Source organism: Deinococcus multiflagellatus, from assembly GCF_020166415.1.
Classification (GTDB): domain Bacteria; phylum Deinococcota; class Deinococci; order Deinococcales; family Deinococcaceae; genus Deinococcus; species Deinococcus multiflagellatus.
The window spans coordinates 113,828-129,961 of the sequence record NZ_JAIQXV010000006.1; the positions used below are offsets into that span (position 1 = coordinate 113,828).

Below are 16,134 nucleotides of genomic sequence, written 5' to 3' on the forward strand. Positions count from 1 at the left end.
CTCCGGTCGGGTTGATCAGTTATGCAACAACTGATCAACCGGAATCCTTATCAGGGGGCGGTGGGCGTCACTGGGGCGCGCAGCGCGGCCAGCACATGGTCGCCCATGGCCAGCCCCAGTTCGTATTCGCCGTACAGCACGTCGCTGGCGCCCAGGGCCAGCAGGGCCTGCTGGCTGTGCTCGTCGTGGGTGCGGGCCGTGACATGAACGGCCGGGTTCAGGTCGCGCACCTGCTCCAGAATCAACTGCGACTGCAGGCTGTCGGGCGTGGCCAGAATCACGGCCTGCGCCTGGGTCACCCCGGCGCGCGACAGCACCTCGCGCCGCGCGGCGTCGCCGTAGACCGCCGGCAGGCCCTGCGCGCGGATCTCCTCAAGGCGCCGCTCGTCTTCTTCAATCACGGCAAACGGCACCTGCTGGGCCTGCAGCCGGCTGGCGATCAGGCGGCCCACCCGGCCGTAGCCCACCAGGACCGCGTGCCCCTGTAGGCCCACGGGCGCGGGCAGCTCCGGGTGGGCGGCCGGGGTGCGGCGCGCTGCCCAGGCCTCAAACACAGGAAGAAGGCGAAACAGAAAGGGGTTGAGCACAATCGAGATGATGGCCCCGGCCAGAATCAGGTTCTGCCCCTGGGCACTCAGCAGCTCCAGGTCGCGGCCCAGCGTGGCCAGAATGAAGGAGAATTCCCCGATCTGTGCCAGCGAGATGGCCACGGTGAGCGCGGTGGACCACGAGGCCCGCAGCAGCCGCAGGGTCAAGAGCGCCACCAGCGTCTTGCCCACAATGATGATCAGGGCGGTGGCCAGCACCTGCAGCGGCGACTGCCACAGCACCGCAGGATTAAACAGCATGCCCACCGAGACGAAAAACAGCACCGCAAAAGCGTCCTGAAAGGGCAGGGCGTCCTGGGCCACCTGATGACTGAACTTGCTCTCGCTGGCCACCACCCCGGCCAGAAAAGCGCCCAGTGCGAACGACACGTCAAACAGCGTCCCGGCGGTGTAGGCAATCCCCAGCGCTGTGCCCAGCACCGCCAGGGTAAACAGTTCGCGCGAGCCAAGGCGCGCCACCCGGGCCAGCATCCAGGGAATGAAGCGCCGCCCCGCCACCATCATCACGCCCACGAACAGCACCATCTTGCCGGTGGTGGTGGCCAGTGACAGGCCCAGCGCCCCCAGGTCCGGTGCGCCGCCCGCGCCGCCCAGCAGCGGGGCCAGGGCCGGCAGCAGCACCAGCGCCAGCACCATCACGAGGTCTTCCACCACCAGCCAGCCCACCGCAATCTTGCCGTTAGAGGTGTCCAGTGTGCCGCGTTCTTCCAGGGCGCGCAGCAGCACCACGGTGCTGGCCACCGACAGGGCCAGCCCCAGAATGACGCCCTGACCCAGCGGCCAGCCCCACAGCTGCGCCGCCGCCGCCCCCACCGCTGTAATCACCGCAATGCGCAGCAGTGCCCCAGGCACCGCGAGGCGCCGCACCGCCAGCAGGTCACCCACCGAGAAATGCAGTCCCACACCAAACATCAGCAGCATCACCCCGATCTCGGAGAGCTGCGCGGCAATGTGGGGGTTGGCCACGAAGCCGGGGGTAAAGGGCCCGATGGCCAGGCCAGCCAGCAGGTAGCCCACCAGGGGCGGAAGGCGCAGACGGGTGGCGAGCAGGCCGCCAAAAAAGGCCAGCGTGAGGCCAATGGCCAGGGCGGCAATCAGGTCGGTGTGGTGGGGCATGTGGGGGCTCCTCTCAGTCGTCAGCGGGGGGCGAAGTCTCGTGCGGGAATTCCTGGCTTAAAAAGGCCTGAAAGGCGCTCTGGAAGGCCTCGCCCTCGGTGTCCAGGCCGGCCGCCTGGGCCGCGTCGCGGATGGCGGCTGACAGCAACTGCGAAGCGGCGCGCGTGCGGGTGGCGTCCATCAGCTCGGCCAGCTGTGCCAGCCAGAACACGTCCATGGCCTGCAGGCGCAGCGTCACCTTGCCTTCAGGCAGGTCGCCCTGATGGCCGCGTGCTGCCCGTTCTTCCAGGGCGTGTCGAATCAGGGATTGGAGACGGGAATTGGATTTGGTTGCCATTTTGTTTCGGGAATCAGTCTACCATAAATGGCAAATTGCCATTTAAGCGGGAAAAGAAATGGCAAAACTTGTCGAAAAGTGGTCGCCGGGCTGCCCGATTGGTGGAGGCTGACTCGTCGGGCGGCCCTCGGCTTCGCGGGCCAGCGTCACGGGCACACGACCTTCCAAAACTAGACCTTGACATCCACTTTAGAGGCCTCTAGCCTGACCCTGCCGGTGGAGGTGAAGGTCCACTTCTCCACGGGCAAGGAGTGTTGTGATGTCAACGTTCTCGCCCCACGTCACCACGGGCCAGCTGGGGCGCAGCTGCCCTGCCACCCAGCCGGTTCTGTGTCAGTACGGCCTGGACTCGCCGGAGCAGACGCTGGCCGAGGCGGTGCAGGCTGCCCGTCTGGACCTGGGCACGGTACTGACTGACCTGCAGGCCGTGGGGCCACGCCGCGCGGCGTGGGGCTGCCTGGGCCTGGGCGCGCTGTGTGACGCCCTGGCAACGCACCACATCCTCTTCTTTCACCCCGAATTGACGCACTGGACACGGCAGGCCGCCGAAGTTGCCCAGGCGCCCGGGTTCCCCGCCGGCCTGCCTGACCTGTGTCTGGCGCTCGAAGCGCTGGCGCATAATCTGCACACCTACCTGCTCAAAGAGGACGTGATGCTCTTTCCGGCCATCCGGCATCTGGAGGCCGGGCGGGGGGCAGGCGCGGCGTTCGCCGCACACGTGCAGGGGCCACTGGAACGGCTCAGCGGGCACCAGGCAGACCTCCAGGCCGCGTTCGGGCAGCTGCGCCGGGCGTGCGGCGACTGGGCGCCCCCGCCCGGTGCCCCGGCACCGCTGCGCGAATTGCTGGCTGGCCTGGGCGCCTTGCAGGCCGCCACCGAGACCTCCTTTCAGGACGAGCGGCGCCTGCTCTTTGGCCCCGTGCTGGCCCGCTTTGAAGGGGTCACGCCATGACGGTGCCGCCAGTCCCGGCCACCAGCCTGTTTGATCAGGTGGGTTCAGAGCGGCTGCGGCAGGTGCTGTGGGCCTTTTATGCCCGCGTGACGGCCGATGAGACGCTGGGGCCGGTGTTCACCCGGCGCATTGGCCCCTTTCCGCAGGCGGGATGGTCACTGCACCTGGCGCGCCTGGAAGGGTTCTGGCGCGCGGTGATGGGCGGCCCTGGGGCCTACCGGGGCCGCCCCGGACCGGCCCACAGCGGCCTGGGCATAGAACCCGCCCATTTTGACCGCTGGCTGGCCCTGTGGGACGCCACCCTGCGCGACCTCCTGCCGCCACCAGAAGCCAGCGCGCTGCTGGCACTGGCCCAGCGGATGCGCCCCAATCTCGAACGCTTCAGCGCCCTTGCAGAGCGCCTGTCCTGAATCTGTCCTGACCCTGTCCGCGCCCGGGGCCCCGTGTGGCCGCACCGCGCTGCGGCGCCCCTTTCTTTCCCTTCCCTTTGCTCTGGAGATGTCATGCTGACCCCTGCCCAACTCGCCATCATCAAGGCCACCGTTCCAGCGCTGGAAGCGCACGGCGAAACCATCACGCGCACCTTTTACGCCTCCATGTTCGCGGCGCACCCGGAGCTGCTGAACATCTTCAACCCCGCCAACCAGCAGACCGGACGGCAGGCGCGCAGTCTGGCGGCCTCGGTGCTGGCGTACGCGGCCAACATCGAGCACCCCGAACGCCTGGGCGGCATGGTGACGCGCATTGCCCACAAGCATGTGAGCCTGGAGGTGCTGCCCGAGCACTATCCGGTGGTGGGTGAGCACCTGCTGGGGGCCATCGCCGCTGTGCTGGGCGAGGCCGCCACACCCGAGATTCTGGCGGCGTGGGCCGCCGCCTACGAACAACTGGCCGGCATCATGATGGGGGCCGAGGCGCAGATGTACCGCAGCGCCGAACAGGCCGGCTGGCGGGGGTTCAAGTCCTTCCGGGTGGTGCGCAAGGTGCAAGAAAGCCGCCTGATCGCCTCGCTGGAGCTGGAACCCGCCGACGACCAGCCCCTGCCGCCCTTCCAGCCGGGGCAGTACCTCAGCCTGAACCTGCAGGTGCCCGGCCAGACCACGCGGCAGATCCGCCAGTACAGTCTGGTCAGCGCCCCCAATGGCCGGAGCTACACCATTGCCGTGAAACGCGAACTGGCGCCCGCCCATGATCCCCTGGTCCCGGGCGGCCTGATCTCCAACGCGCTGCACGACCACGTGCAGGAGGGCGACGAACTGCTGGTGCACATGCCGGCCGGCGACTTTGTGCTGCAGCCTTCGGCGCGCCCCGCCGTGCTGATCAGCGGCGGCGTGGGCATTACGCCCATGCTGGGCATGCTGCGGGCCCTGGTGGCAGCCGGCTCGGCGCGGCCAGTGGTGTTTGTTCACGCGGCGCTGGGCCGCTGGGCCCACGCCTTCCGCGAGCCGGTCAATGAACTGGCGCGCACCCACAGCAACATCCGCAAGGTGGTGTTCTACACCGAGGTCACCCCCGACGACCGCCCCGGTGAGCACCACGACGAGGCGGGGCTGATCTCCCTGGACCGTCTGCGCCCGTACCTGCCAGCCGGTGACGCCGAGTACTACTACTGTGGCCCCGAAGGCTTTACCCAGGCGGTCGAGTGCATTCTGGACGCCCTGCAGGTCCCCGCCGAGCGGCGCCTGACCGAAACCTTTGGGCCCAGCCAGACCTTTGGCCCGGTGCTCATGCCGGCGGGCGTGACCAGCTCAGCTTCTGGCGATTGATCCTGAGCACAGCGGAGCGAGGCGCGGAACAAGTGCCTCGCCCTGGGATTAGAAACATTGCGGTCCAGTTCTGAACCGTTGGCGTGGGAGGAGCGAGGGAGGGACGTCAGAAGGATTCCGGTTCATCGGTTGTGGAATAGCGGGTTCACTCGACCGGAGGGGCTCGCAGAGCGGCGCCGCTCATCCGAAATTCGTATCAGCCCGCGCCCAGGCCTGCCGGCCAGCCCGCGCATCCCCGCCGTACCCGGGGCGCTTCTTCCAGCTGGAGGAGCGCCCCTGAACCTGTTTCATCCTGTGCCCCGGGTTTGGCCCCTGTTCAGGTTCCCGGCATACGAATGGCCGCTGTTCTCTCCCGGCGCCGTTCTGCGCGTTCCGCTGGGCAGAACAAGCGCCGCCCACGTGACGCACTGTTCTGGCCGCCGTATCAGAAAACGCCCGGCGCCCCCTGGGCCCACGCCCCATGCTCCGTTCACGTCAGAGTTTAGAGACATGTTCTGCGTAGCCTGAAGCCCATGTCGGCCGCGCGCTCACTGCTTCCCGATGACCCTGCTGAGCAGCGGCGGCTGGCGGCACTGGCCCGGTACCGCATCCTGGACACCCCCCCAGAGGCCGCCTATGACCGGCTGGCGCGGCTGGCGGCGCGCGTGTTCCGGGTGCCCATGGCCGCTGTGACCTTCATGGCCAAGGACCGGCAGTGGTTCAAGGCCTGCGTGGGGGCCGACGTGCAGGAAAATGCCCGCTCGCAGTCGCTGTGTCAGGCGCTTTTTGACAGCGGCGCCCCCGAGGTGCTGGTGGTGCCCGACACCCTGGCCGATCCCCGGTTCCGCGACCTGCCGGCAGTAACGGGCGCGCTGCAGATTCGCTTTTACGCGGGCGCGCCGCTGGTCACCCCCGGCGGCCTGCGGCTGGGCACCCTGTGCCTGTACGACGTGGCGCCGCGCCCCGATCTGGGACCGGACGACCGCGCCATGCTGCAGGACCTCGCCGCGCATGTGGTCAGCGAACTGCAGCTCCGGCAGGCCACCGCGCAGCAGGCGCGCGAGCACCAGGTCCACGAAGCGGTGCTGGCCTCGGCCATGGACGCCATGATGGTGCTGGACGCCGGCGGGCGCGTGCTGGCGTGGAATCCGGCGGCCGAGGCCATGCTGGGTTACAGCCGCCAGGAGGCGCTGGGGCGCGAACTGACCGAAGTGATGGTGCCGCCCGACTACCACGAGGTGCACCGCCGCGGCATTGCGCAGGTGGTCACGACGGGGGAGCGGCGGCAGCACCGCGCCGAGCTGCCCGCGCAGCGGCGCGGCGGCCACGTGTTTCCGGCTGAATTCACCGTCACGTCCTGCCGGGTGGACGGCGAGACCCTGTTCATGATCTCGGTGCGCGACCTCACCCAGGTGCGCGCGGCCCGCGAGGCCCTCAAGGCCAGCCACCAGCTGCTCAATACCGTGGTCGAAAGCGTGCCCGAAGCGATCTATGTCAAGGACGCCGCGCGGCGTTACACCCTGATCAATGCGGCGGGAGCCGCGCAGATTGGCCGGCCCGTAACTGACATTCTGGGCCGCACCGACGAAGCGCTGTTTCCGCCGCGCGCCGCGCAGCAGGCCCGCGCCCGTGACGAGGCGGTCCTGGCCTCGGGGCACGCCCAGTCGTACGAGGTGGAAGACACCCTGGGCACGGGGGGCCGGCGCATCTACTGGTCCACGAAGGTGCCTTTCGTGGGCCCGGAAGGGGGCGCCGCCGGGCTGGTGGGGGTGTCCATTGACATCACCGAGCGCAAGGTGGCCGAACAGACCATCCGCACCCACAATGAGGCGCTGACTGGCCGGGTGGAACGCGCGCAGCTGGAAATCCTGCAGCGCCTGGCCCGGGCCGCCGAGTACCGCGACGACGACACGGGCGAACACATGAACCGCGTGGGCCGCGCGGCGGCGGGCATTGCCAGCGAACTTGGCCTGCCTGCCGCCCAGGTCACCCTGATTGAGCGCGCCGCCGCGCTGCACGATGTGGGCAAGATCGGCATTTCCGACACCATCCTGCTCAAGCCCGGCCGCCTGACCCCGGAGGAATTTGCGGTGGTCAAGACCCACTGCGTGATCGGGGCCAACATTCTGTCGGGGGGGCACAGCCCGCTGGTGGTGATGGCCGAAGAGATTGCCCGCACGCACCACGAACGCTGGGACGGCGCCGGATATCCCCACGGCCTGCGCGGGACCCAGATTCCCCTGAGCGGGCGCATCGTGGCCGTGGCCGACGTGTTCGATGCCCTGACCAGTGAACGGCCCTACAAACGCGCCTGGTCCAGAGAAGCGGCGGTGGCCGAAATCCGCGCGCAGGCCGGGCGGCAGTTTGATCCCAGGGTGGTGGCCGCCTTCGGGCGCTGGCTGGCCTCGGCGCCGGTGGTGTCCCTGGGCGGCGTGGGCTAGGGCAGAGGCCGCCGCCAGTCCCACACCCAGAGGAACGTGGTGTCCTGCCTGCGCGGCTCGGCCGGCCTGGCTTGTGCCTCCCCTTCAGGCGGAAGACTGCTGGCCGGGCGTTGTCGTGCCCGCCCCCTGCCGCTCAGCGGGTGCCGGGGGCGGGGCCAGAAGAAGTCATGTCGGCGGGCCCCTCCCTTTGCGCCGCATCCAGGGTGGCCAGCACGCCGCCCCGCACAAACACCCCCAGGGTGCGCGCCAGCGCCTCGGCGTCCAGGGCCGGGGTGCTGATCACCCGGTAGGCCAGGGCGTCCAGCAGTGTGGTGATGATCAGCAGCAGGCCCGCGTGGCCGTGCCCCGGCACCGCCGGGTCCAGCGGCAGGCGCCGGGCCACCTCCGAGAGAAAATGCGTTTGCCGGTCCCGGAACGACGGCCCACCGCCGCTGTGCAGCAGCGCCAGCGTGTCGCGCTCGGCCAGCAGGAACCCAAACACCGGCTCAATCAGCCCGGGCGCGCCCGGCGACTGCCAGGGCAGGTGCGCCAGCAGCGGCTCCAAGCGGGTCAGCAGGCGGTGCAGCCGCTCGTCCAGCAGGGCGTCGAGAATGCTTTCGGTTGAGGGAAAATAGCTGTAGACCGTGGCCCGGGACGTGCCCAGGGCGCCCGCGAGGTCGCCCATGCCCACCGCCTCAAAGCCGCGCTGCACAAACAGGGTGGCAGCGGTGTCCAGAATCTGCTGGCGACGGTCCGCCGAGGGCAGGCGTTTGCGGGGGTCGGCCACAGGCATGGGTGAAGTCTATCCCAATTCTGACAAGGTGTCACTTGACGATCTGTCAGTGGGGCGGGCATCATGGTGGAAGCTGACACACTGTCAGAACCACCCGCTCCCAAGGACTCTCATGACCCAGACCCCATCCCGCCCACCTGCCCGCACGGTGCTCTCCGATTTTCGCCGCCTGACCCCCAGTGAACGCGCGCTGTGGCGCTTTCCGCTGATGTGGTTGGCGGCGCTGGCGATTCTGTTTATTCCGCTGGCTTACGCTGGGATTTACCTCGCCAGCGTGTGGGACCCCTACGGCCGCCTGGCCGACCTGCCGGTGGCGCTGGTGAATGTGGACCAGGGCACCACCCTGCGCGGGAAGCGGTACACGCTGGGGGGCGACGTGGTCCGGGAACTGCGCAAGGACCCCCCGGTGCGCCTGATTGCCTATCCCAGCGAGGCGGCGGCGCAGGCGGCGGTGCGCCGGGGCGAGGTCTACTTTGCCCTGACCATTCCGCGCGATTTCAGCCAGAAGGCCGTGGCGGGCAACAGCACCCAGCATGGCCAGCTGCACCTGTACACCGCGCCGGGCACCAGCTATTTCGCCAGCCGCGTGGGCCGCACCGTGGCCCAGGAGATCACCACCAACCTCAACGAAACCCTGGGGGGCAACCGCTGGGAAGTGGTGCAGCGCTCGCTCAAGGACGTTCAGCGGGGCTTTGAGGACATTCGCGCGGCCACCGGCAAACTGCGCAGCGGGGCCGGGCGCCTGGAAACAGGGGCAGCCCAGCTGCGCAGCGGTGCCGACACCCTGAATCAGGGCATGCGCACGGCCCAGCAGGGCGCACAGTCGCTGGCTGCAGGGGCCACGACCCTCTCGGGCGGTGTGAGCCGGCTGACCACTGGCACCGCGCAGCTGGGCCAGGGCCTGCGCAAGCTGGAAGCGGCGGCCCCAGGGCGCGCGCAGTTAGCGCCGCTGCAGCAGGGGACAGCCGACCTGAGCGCCGGCGCGGGGCGGCTGGCGGGCGGTCTGGGCGCGCTGGGCCAGGGTGCCGGGGACCTGAAAGCCGGCGCCCAGCGGGTGGCGGGCGGCGCGGCCCAATTGAGCGGCGGCGCAGCACAGCTGGCCCAGAAACTGCCGGACCTCGCGGCGGGCCTGGGCGCGCTGCACAAAGGTGCGGGGCAGCTGCAGGGTGGGGCTGAAGAACTGGTCCAGGGCAACGCGAAACTGGCGACCGGGGCCCAGGCGCTCGCCACCCAGCTGCCGGAGTTGCGCGCGGGCCTGGGTACCCTGGCAGGCGGGGCTGGCCAGTTACAGGCCGGCGCCACCACGCTGAAGGGCGGCGCCGAACAGGTGCAGACCGGCGCGCAGGCTCTGGCCAAGCAGCTCCCCACCCTGGCCCAGGGCGCGGCGGGGCTGGCCAGCGGCGCCGAAGGGCTCTCGGCCGGGGCCGGCGCCCTGGCGCAGGGGGCGCCGGGCGATCTGGGCCGCGCCGCAGGGCAGCTGCAGGGTGGGGCCAGTACCCTGGCTGCCACCGCCCACAAGCTGGAAGCGGGCGCCCGCGCCGCCGCCCAGGGGGCTGAACAACTGGCTGGGGGCACGGGCACCCTGGTCAGCGGCGCCGAACGCCTGAGTGGCGGCGCGGCCACGCTGGCCACCGGGCTGCAGGACGCCCAGGCGGGCAGCGCCGCCGCTGTGCAGGGCGCCGGGCAATTGGCCAGTGGCGCGCAGGCGGCGGCCAGCGGCGCCCGCACCCTGGCGCAGGGCGCCGCTGCCCTGAACGAGAACCTGGGCACAGCGGCGGCCGGGGCCGGGCAGGCGGCAGAGGGCGCGCAGGCGCTGGCCAGCGGGAGCAAGACGTTGCAGGCGGGCGCGGCGCAGCTGCAGGCGGGGGCCGCAACCCTGGCGGCCAAAACCAACGAGGCGGCGGCGGGCGCCCGGACGCTGGCCAGCGGCGCGCAGCGCGTGCAGGACGGCGTGCAGACCCTGGTGGCCGGCAACCTGAAACTCAAGGCGGCCCTGGGCACTGTGACCGCGAAACTGCCCGCCGAGCAGGATCTCCGCGCCCTGCAGGGCGGGGCCAGGACCCTGGCCCAGAAAACCGGTGAGCTGAGTGGGGGCCTGGGCCAGCTCACGGACGGCTCGGGGCGGCTGGCCCAGGGCGCGCGCGACCTGCAGGGCGGTGCAGGCGAGCTGCGCGCCGGTCTGGACACGCTCTACCGCAAGTTGCCGGCCCGCACCGACACCCTCAGCGGTGATCCCCAGGGCCTGGCCGCCAGCGCGGTGGTCGTGGAAACCGCCACGGCCCAGGTGCCCAGCAACGGGGCGGCGTTTGCCCCATACTTTGTGGCGCTGGCGCTGTGGGTGGGCGCCACCATGACCACCTTCATCTTTCCCTACCTGCTGCTGCCCGAAAGCGGGCGCGGCACCAGCCAGCGCGCCCGCGTGCTGCGCAAGTTCGCGGTACCCGCCGGCTACGTGACGTTGCAGGCGCTGGTGGTCGTTGCGGGCCTGAGCCTGCTGGGCGTGCCGTACCTGCACCCAGGGCTGGTGGTCCTGACCACCGTGCTGGCCAGCCTGACCTTCATGCTGCTGATTCTGGCGCTGAACCTGCTGCTGGGCGCAGCGGGGCGGCTGCTGGCGCTGGTGCTGCTGGTGGTGCAGCTGGGGGCTTCGGGGGGCAGTTACCCGGTGGAACTGTCTTCGCGTTTTTTCCAGGCCATCCACGCCGTCATGCCCGTGACCGATGTGGTGGCGGCCCTGCGCGCGGCCATGTTCGGCGCCTATGAAGGCCAGTACGGCACCTTTCTGGTCCGCATGGCCCTGGTGGCCCTGGTGGCGGCGGGCGTGGCCCTGCTGGCCCGCTGGCGCTGGCAATTTACCCCCGACGACCAGTTCCGCTCGCCCATCATCACTGACGTGGGCTAGGCGTAGCCCCCTGGCCCAGTCGTAAGCCCCCGGATGCGTCCGGGGGTTTGCGCTTGAACATAAGGGAGGCTGGAGGGGAACAAGGCGCGTCGCAGGCGGCGTTGCGCTCTCTCTTGCCTCGTCATCCGGATTCCGGATCATCGGTTCCAGCCGATCCGCGTCGCTGCGGTGCGTCCACACCTTTCCGTCCCCGTTTTTCCTTCTCTGCGGCGCCGTTCTGTGCGTCCCTTTGATCGGAAAAACGCCGAAACCCGTTGCAGAATCTTTCGGAAGTGCGCTTACAGGCGCAGGCGCAGCAGTCGCAGCCCCATGAACACCACGAACACGGTGCCGCCCTCGTGCGCCAGCACGCCCAGGGGCAGGGGCACCTGCCCGGCCACCGCCAGCGGCGCCACCACCACCATCACCCCAAACGCAAAGGTCAGGTTCAGGGCCACCGTGCGCCGGGCGGCCCGCGCCAACCGCACGGCCCCGGCCAGCTTGCCCAGGTCGCTGCGCATCAACACCACGTCGGCGCTGGCGATGGCCACATCGGTGCCGCTGGCCACCGCCACCCCCAGGTCGGCGCGGGCCAGGGCGGGGGCGTCATTGACCCCGTCGCCCACCATGGCCACGGGCGCAGGCAGCTCAGCAATCAGGCGCAGTTTGTCCTCGGGCAGCAGTTCCGCGCGGAAGTCATCGACGCCCGTATCCTGGGCCACCGCCTGCGCCACCTCGCGCCGGTCACCCGTGAGCATCACGAGCCGCGCCGCGCCGCTGCCGCGCAACTCGGCCAGGGCCTGGCGCACGCCGGGGCGGGGGGTATCGGCCACCCCGATCACCCCCAGCACCTGCGGGCCCACCCCCACAATCACGCTGCTGCTGCCCCGCTGCGCCAGTGCGTCCAGCGCCGCACTGAGGTGGGCAGGCAGGGCCGCGCCGATCCGGTCCGCCATGCGGCGGTTGCCCGCCCAGGCACGCGCGCCTTCGGCGGTCTGGGCCTCAATGCCGTGCCCAGGGACCGCCTGGGCGGCGCTGACAGATCGGGGGCACACCCCCCGCTGGCGCGCCGCCTCCACGATGGCCTGCGCAATGGGGTGTTCGCTGTGGGCCTCCAGACCCGCCGCCAGGGCCAGGGCTGCGGTGTCGTCCGGCGCGGCCACCTCGGTCACGCGCATGCGGCCTTCGGTCAGGGTGCCGGTCTTGTCAAACGCAATGGTCTGCACCCTGGCCAGGGTGTCCAGGGCCGCGCTGCTTTTAAACAGCACCCCGGCGCGCGCCGCCGCCGCCATGGCGCTGAGCATCACCGCTGGCGTGGAGATCACCACCGCGCAGGGGCTGGCCACCACCATAAAGGTCATGGCCCGTGCCCAGGCTTCGGCCAGCGGCACCTGAGCGCCCAGATGCAGCCCGGCAAAGACCAGGGGCGTGCCCAGCAGCACCACCGTGGCGTAGGGGCTTTCCCAGCGCTCGCCCAGGGTTTCGGCGCGGCTTTTTTGCGTCTGGGCCTGCTCCATCAGGGCCACCAGCCGCGCCAGCGTGCTCTCGCCGGCCGGGCGCACCACCTCCGCCACCACGCTGCCGTTGAGGTTCACGGTGCCGCTGGCCAGGGTCATGCCCACGCTTTTGTCCACGGGCACGCTCTCGCCGGTCATCGGGCTCTCGTCCACGCTGGTCTGCCCACTCAGCACGCGGGCGTCGGCGGCAATGCGCTCGCCTGGGCGCACGATCAGCAGGTCGCCCACCCGGATCTCGCCCAGCGCGCACCACTGCTCGCGGCCTTCACGGCGCACCGTGGCGCCCTCGGGGTTCAGGTTCATCAGGGCTTCAATGGCGCCCTTGGTGCGGCCCATGGCCCAGTCCTGCAGCGTGTTACTCAGGCTAAAGAGGAACAGGAGAACAGCGCCGTCTGCCGCTTGCCCAATGCTGGCCGCCCCCAGCGCCGCCAGCACCATGAGCAGGTCAACGTCCAGTTTGCGCTCCCGGATCAGGGCGTGCGCGGCTTCGCGCGCGGCAGGAAGGCCGCCAGCGAGGTACGCCGCCGCAAAGCCCAGTCCAGCCACCTCCGGGCGGCGCAGCACAAATTCGCCCAGCAGGCCAACCACCAGCCCAACAAGGGTCAGGGCCGTCAGCAGGGCGGCGCGCCGCAGGTGTGGATCAAGGTGCAGGTGGCTGGGGGCCGAGGTCGGGCGCTGGGCAGCGGGCAGGGGCAGGGTCATGACACCTCCGGGAGCAGAGTACGGAAACCACCCATTCCTAATTAGGAATGATTCTCAATAGCTAGAGTCTACGCCGAGGCGCGCCGGCACTCAACGCCGCATTCGGGGCGGAGCACTCGGAAAAGGCCGGCGCTGCGTTGTTCCAAGGGGGGGTGGGCCACGGCCCCCGCTGGCGGTGCTGGCTGCCTTCGCAGAACAGGACCGGGGAAAAACCAGAAAGGGGCGGGCGGCAGAAGCTCACTCTGCCGCCCGCCCCGCTTTGCTGCGGTTACAAACGCCGCAGTTCTGCGCCCAGACGGTCACGCAGGCGGGCGTAGACCTCCCGGGCCACCTGATCCAGATCCACCTGCGGCGCCGCTGCCGCGCGGCGCCCCACGGCTGGGGTGCTGGACGCTGCTCCGGGTGGGGGCGCCCCGGCGGCGGGTCGGTTGGCGGCGGCGGCCTGCGCCCACGTCGGCAGCGCCGCGTTCGGGGGTGGGGCGGCCTGCACTGGCGGCGCAGGCGGCTCGGCTGGCGCGGGGGCTGGCTGCCGCGCGGCCCCATCGTCCCAGCCGGGCATGGGCTCCCAGGGGGCTGGCAGGCCCGGCAGGCGCTGCGCTTCCGGCGTGTCCAGGGGCGCCGGGCGACGGGCCTGGGCCTGTTCCCGGGCGGTGGCGTGCTCGGTGCCCAGGGCCACGGCTTCCTCGTCGTGGGGCGAGGGCGCTGCGCCCTGGCGCCGCAGCACCTGCGGTACAAAGGTGGGCTGCTGGTGACGAATGGCGTGGGTGGCCTCGTGGGCGGCGAGCGCCATGCCAGCGCCCGTGTCCAGACGGGTATCTGGCGACAGGAAGACGGTGCGCCCCACGGTCAACCCGTCGGCCTGGGCCAGATTCAGGGCGGCCGGCACATGCACGTTTTGCACCACCCGCACGTCATCCAGGCCAGTGCCCAGCGTCTGACCCAGGGCCGCGCGCACGCTGGGGGCCAGCGCTTGGCCGTGGCCGTCACGGGCCAGAGCGGTTTCCAGCGCCTGTTCCAGTGCGGCGCCCGGGGCTTCACGGGGGTCCTGTCCGGGGGGCCGGACCGCGCGGGGCAGGCCCAGCCGCCCGCCCGGCCGGCCATCGGGCCGCGTGGGTGGCACCGGCCGGGGCAGCGGCATGCCAGGGCGTTCAGAGGGGGCGGCCCGGCGGGCCGAGGTGGCCGGTGCCTGTGTGCTGTTCGGTGTCATGGGCGGGGGCACGGGGCGCGAGGCAGGGCCACGGTCAGCCGCCAGAACTTCCCTTTGCGGCTCGGGGCCCAGATGCGGGGCCGCGAGATCAAAGGAGCGGGGGGTGTAGGCTTCGGGGCCCTGGGGCACAAAGGTGGGGGCAGGGGGTACAGGCCGCACGTCGGCGGCCCGGGCCTCTCCAGCTGGGGTCCCGTCGGGCTTGACCGCCAGGGGCAAGACCGGCGCTTCCGGCTCTGGCTGAGCAGGGGGGACATGCCCTGAACGGTCGGCCACCTGCCGCTGGGCCACTGGCTGGGGCTGCGGCCTTCCCTCGCCTGCAGGCGCAACGGGCACTGGCGCCTCAGGCGCGGCCCACGCCGCCTCGGGATTCAGGCTGGGTGCGGGCGCTGGCCGGGTGGGGGCTGGACCAGGAGGAATGGCCGGTGCCCAGTGCGGCGCCCCATCATCTGCCACCCCAGCTGCCGGCGGCGCCACAGGCACAGGGGCCGCCGGGCTGGGGCGGTCAGCGGCCAGCCGCGGGTCAGTCTCCTGCATGCCCACCTGCGGACGGTCGCGCCGGGCCACCGGGGCAGCGGGCGGGCCAGCAGCGGGCGCCTCTGCCGCTGGCGTCAGCTCCGTGCGAGGCGCTGAAGGGGCCGGGCGACTCAGTGGCAGGGGCCCAGGGGCCACTGGCTGCGCCCCGCTGGGTGTGGACGGCGCCGGTGCCACTGGCCACGCCGGCAAGGGTGCTTCCGGGGGAGGGGAGAGGTCGGGGCGCAGAGCGACCGGAGCACTGGGCACTGGTTCCACAGGCCACGCGGGCGCAGGTGCCTCTGGAAGTGGGGGGACACTGGGCGGCAAGGAGACCGGAGAGGTGGGGGGCGCCACCGCTTCCGCTGCAGGCTGCCGCTGAACCGCCGGTTGGGGAAGTGCAGCCGGCACAACAGGCGCGTGGGGCCCGGCACTGGGCAGCGCTGGCTGGGGCCGCGCAGGTGCGGGCTGCCCGGGCGGGATGAGCTGGGCAGGCGCCGCAGGAACTGCCGTGGTGGGCAGCGACTGTGCAGGAGAAGCCAGCTCGGGGGACTGCGGCGTGGTGGGCCGAACAGGCAGGACAGGGGGCTGGGCTGGGGGCGCCGCCACCTGCGGCTCAACCGGCAGAGGCCGGGCCAGGGCAGGCGTGAAAGCCGGCGGCAACTGGCCCGAGGGCGCCCACGGGTCCGGCACAGCGGGGGGCTGGCCCACTGGCAGCCTGGGGGCCTGGGTGACGGGGAGGGCGGCAGGCCCAGCCGTGTTGGGCTGGCCGCCCGGTGCCGAGGCCTTAAGGTGGGCGAAGTCTGCCTGCTCGGCGGCTGGGGTCGGCGGCGCGGGCGGCACCGGCAGCGTGGGGCTGGCCGCAGGTTCGCTGGGCAAGGGGCCAGCTTCCGGTATGGGCCGCTCTGGAATCGCGGTAACCGGCGGGACCAATGCCGCTGGCACGGGGCTTGGGCCAGGGGGCATGGCCGGCGCTGGGTCGGCGGCCAGCGGCAGCCCAGGCGCCACCGGGACTGAGGGGACCTCGTGCGGGGGCACAGGCACCACAGCTGGGGTCAGCTGCTCTTCCGGCGGGCGCAGTGACCTGTGCTGCGGCGCTGGGGGCGAAGGAAGGGGGGGCACTGCCGGGGCGCCGCGGTCCAGGGCAGCAGGGAAGACCGGTTCTGGCGCTCCCGCTGGTGCGAGCTCCGGCGCACTTGGCACAGCCAGTTCTGGCGCCGCCGGCTGGGCCACAGGGACGCTGGGTGGCTGGATGGCCGGCGCACCTTCCGCCGGGTTCAAGAGGGGCGGCGTGGCGGCAGGCAGGGGTGGAGCGGCTTCCAGAACGGGTTCAGATGCCACCAGTT

General features: G+C 71.2%; 10 protein-coding genes. 5 read left to right on the plus strand and 5 right to left on the minus strand.

The features are described 5' to 3' along the window. Positions 1–50 precede the first annotated feature (50 nt). Both ybaL and K7W41_RS09915 read right to left on the minus strand, forming a co-directional pair. On the minus strand, positions 51–1,724 hold the full coding sequence (gene ybaL, locus K7W41_RS09910) for a YbaL family putative K(+) efflux transporter (RefSeq protein ID WP_224607486.1): 1,674 nt from the start codon (positions 1,722–1,724) through the stop codon (positions 51–53). A 13-nt stretch (positions 1,725–1,737) separates the two neighbouring features. Next, positions 1,738–2,061 carry a hypothetical protein gene (locus K7W41_RS09915; RefSeq protein ID WP_224607488.1) on the minus strand — a complete coding sequence of 108 codons (324 nt, stop codon included), beginning with the start codon at positions 2,059–2,061 and terminating at the stop codon, positions 1,738–1,740. A 259-nt stretch (positions 2,062–2,320) separates the two neighbouring features. On the opposite strand from K7W41_RS09915, the gene K7W41_RS09920 reads away from it, so the two are divergent. The 4 genes from K7W41_RS09920 (at position 2,321) to K7W41_RS09935 (ending at position 7,199) form a co-directional block, all read left to right on the plus strand. Next, positions 2,321–3,013, plus strand: coding sequence for a hypothetical protein (locus K7W41_RS09920; RefSeq protein WP_224607490.1), 693 nt, complete (start codon positions 2,321–2,323; stop codon positions 3,011–3,013). Further along, positions 3,010–3,423, plus strand: coding sequence for a group III truncated hemoglobin (locus tag K7W41_RS09925; RefSeq protein WP_224607493.1), 414 nt, complete (start codon positions 3,010–3,012; stop codon positions 3,421–3,423). Before K7W41_RS09920 ends, K7W41_RS09925 begins: the two co-directional genes overlap by 4 nt. Positions 3,424–3,516: 93 nt before the next feature. After that, the gene (gene hmpA, locus K7W41_RS09930; RefSeq protein ID WP_224607496.1) at positions 3,517–4,779 is read left to right on the plus strand and encodes an NO-inducible flavohemoprotein; all 1,263 of its coding nucleotides are present in this window, start codon (positions 3,517–3,519) and stop codon (positions 4,777–4,779) included. Between the two features lie 512 nt (positions 4,780–5,291). Next, complete coding sequence (locus K7W41_RS09935; protein WP_224607499.1) at positions 5,292–7,199, plus strand: PAS domain S-box protein; 1,908 nt, start codon at positions 5,292–5,294, stop codon at positions 7,197–7,199. Between the two features lie 133 nt (positions 7,200–7,332). Here the strand turns inward: K7W41_RS09935 and K7W41_RS09940 are convergent, their stop codons facing one another. Further along, positions 7,333–7,971, minus strand: coding sequence for a TetR/AcrR family transcriptional regulator (locus K7W41_RS09940; RefSeq protein WP_224607502.1), 639 nt, complete (start codon positions 7,969–7,971; stop codon positions 7,333–7,335). Positions 7,972–8,083: 112 nt separating this feature from the next. On the opposite strand from K7W41_RS09940, the gene K7W41_RS09945 reads away from it, so the two are divergent. Then, a complete protein-coding gene (locus K7W41_RS09945; protein WP_224607506.1) occupies positions 8,084–10,873 on the plus strand; it encodes a YhgE/Pip domain-containing protein in 2,790 nt (929 codons plus the stop codon). 278 nt (positions 10,874–11,151) lie between these two features. On the opposite strand, the gene K7W41_RS09950 is transcribed toward K7W41_RS09945, so the two are convergent. Continuing rightward, a complete protein-coding gene (locus K7W41_RS09950) occupies positions 11,152–13,071 on the minus strand; it encodes a heavy metal translocating P-type ATPase (protein WP_224607509.1) in 1,920 nt (639 codons plus the stop codon). A 268-nt stretch (positions 13,072–13,339) separates the two neighbouring features. Continuing rightward, positions 13,340–14,812, minus strand: coding sequence for an eCIS core domain-containing protein (locus K7W41_RS09955; protein ID WP_224607610.1), 1,473 nt, complete (start codon positions 14,810–14,812; stop codon positions 13,340–13,342). Positions 14,813–16,134: the final 1,322 nt, after the last annotated feature.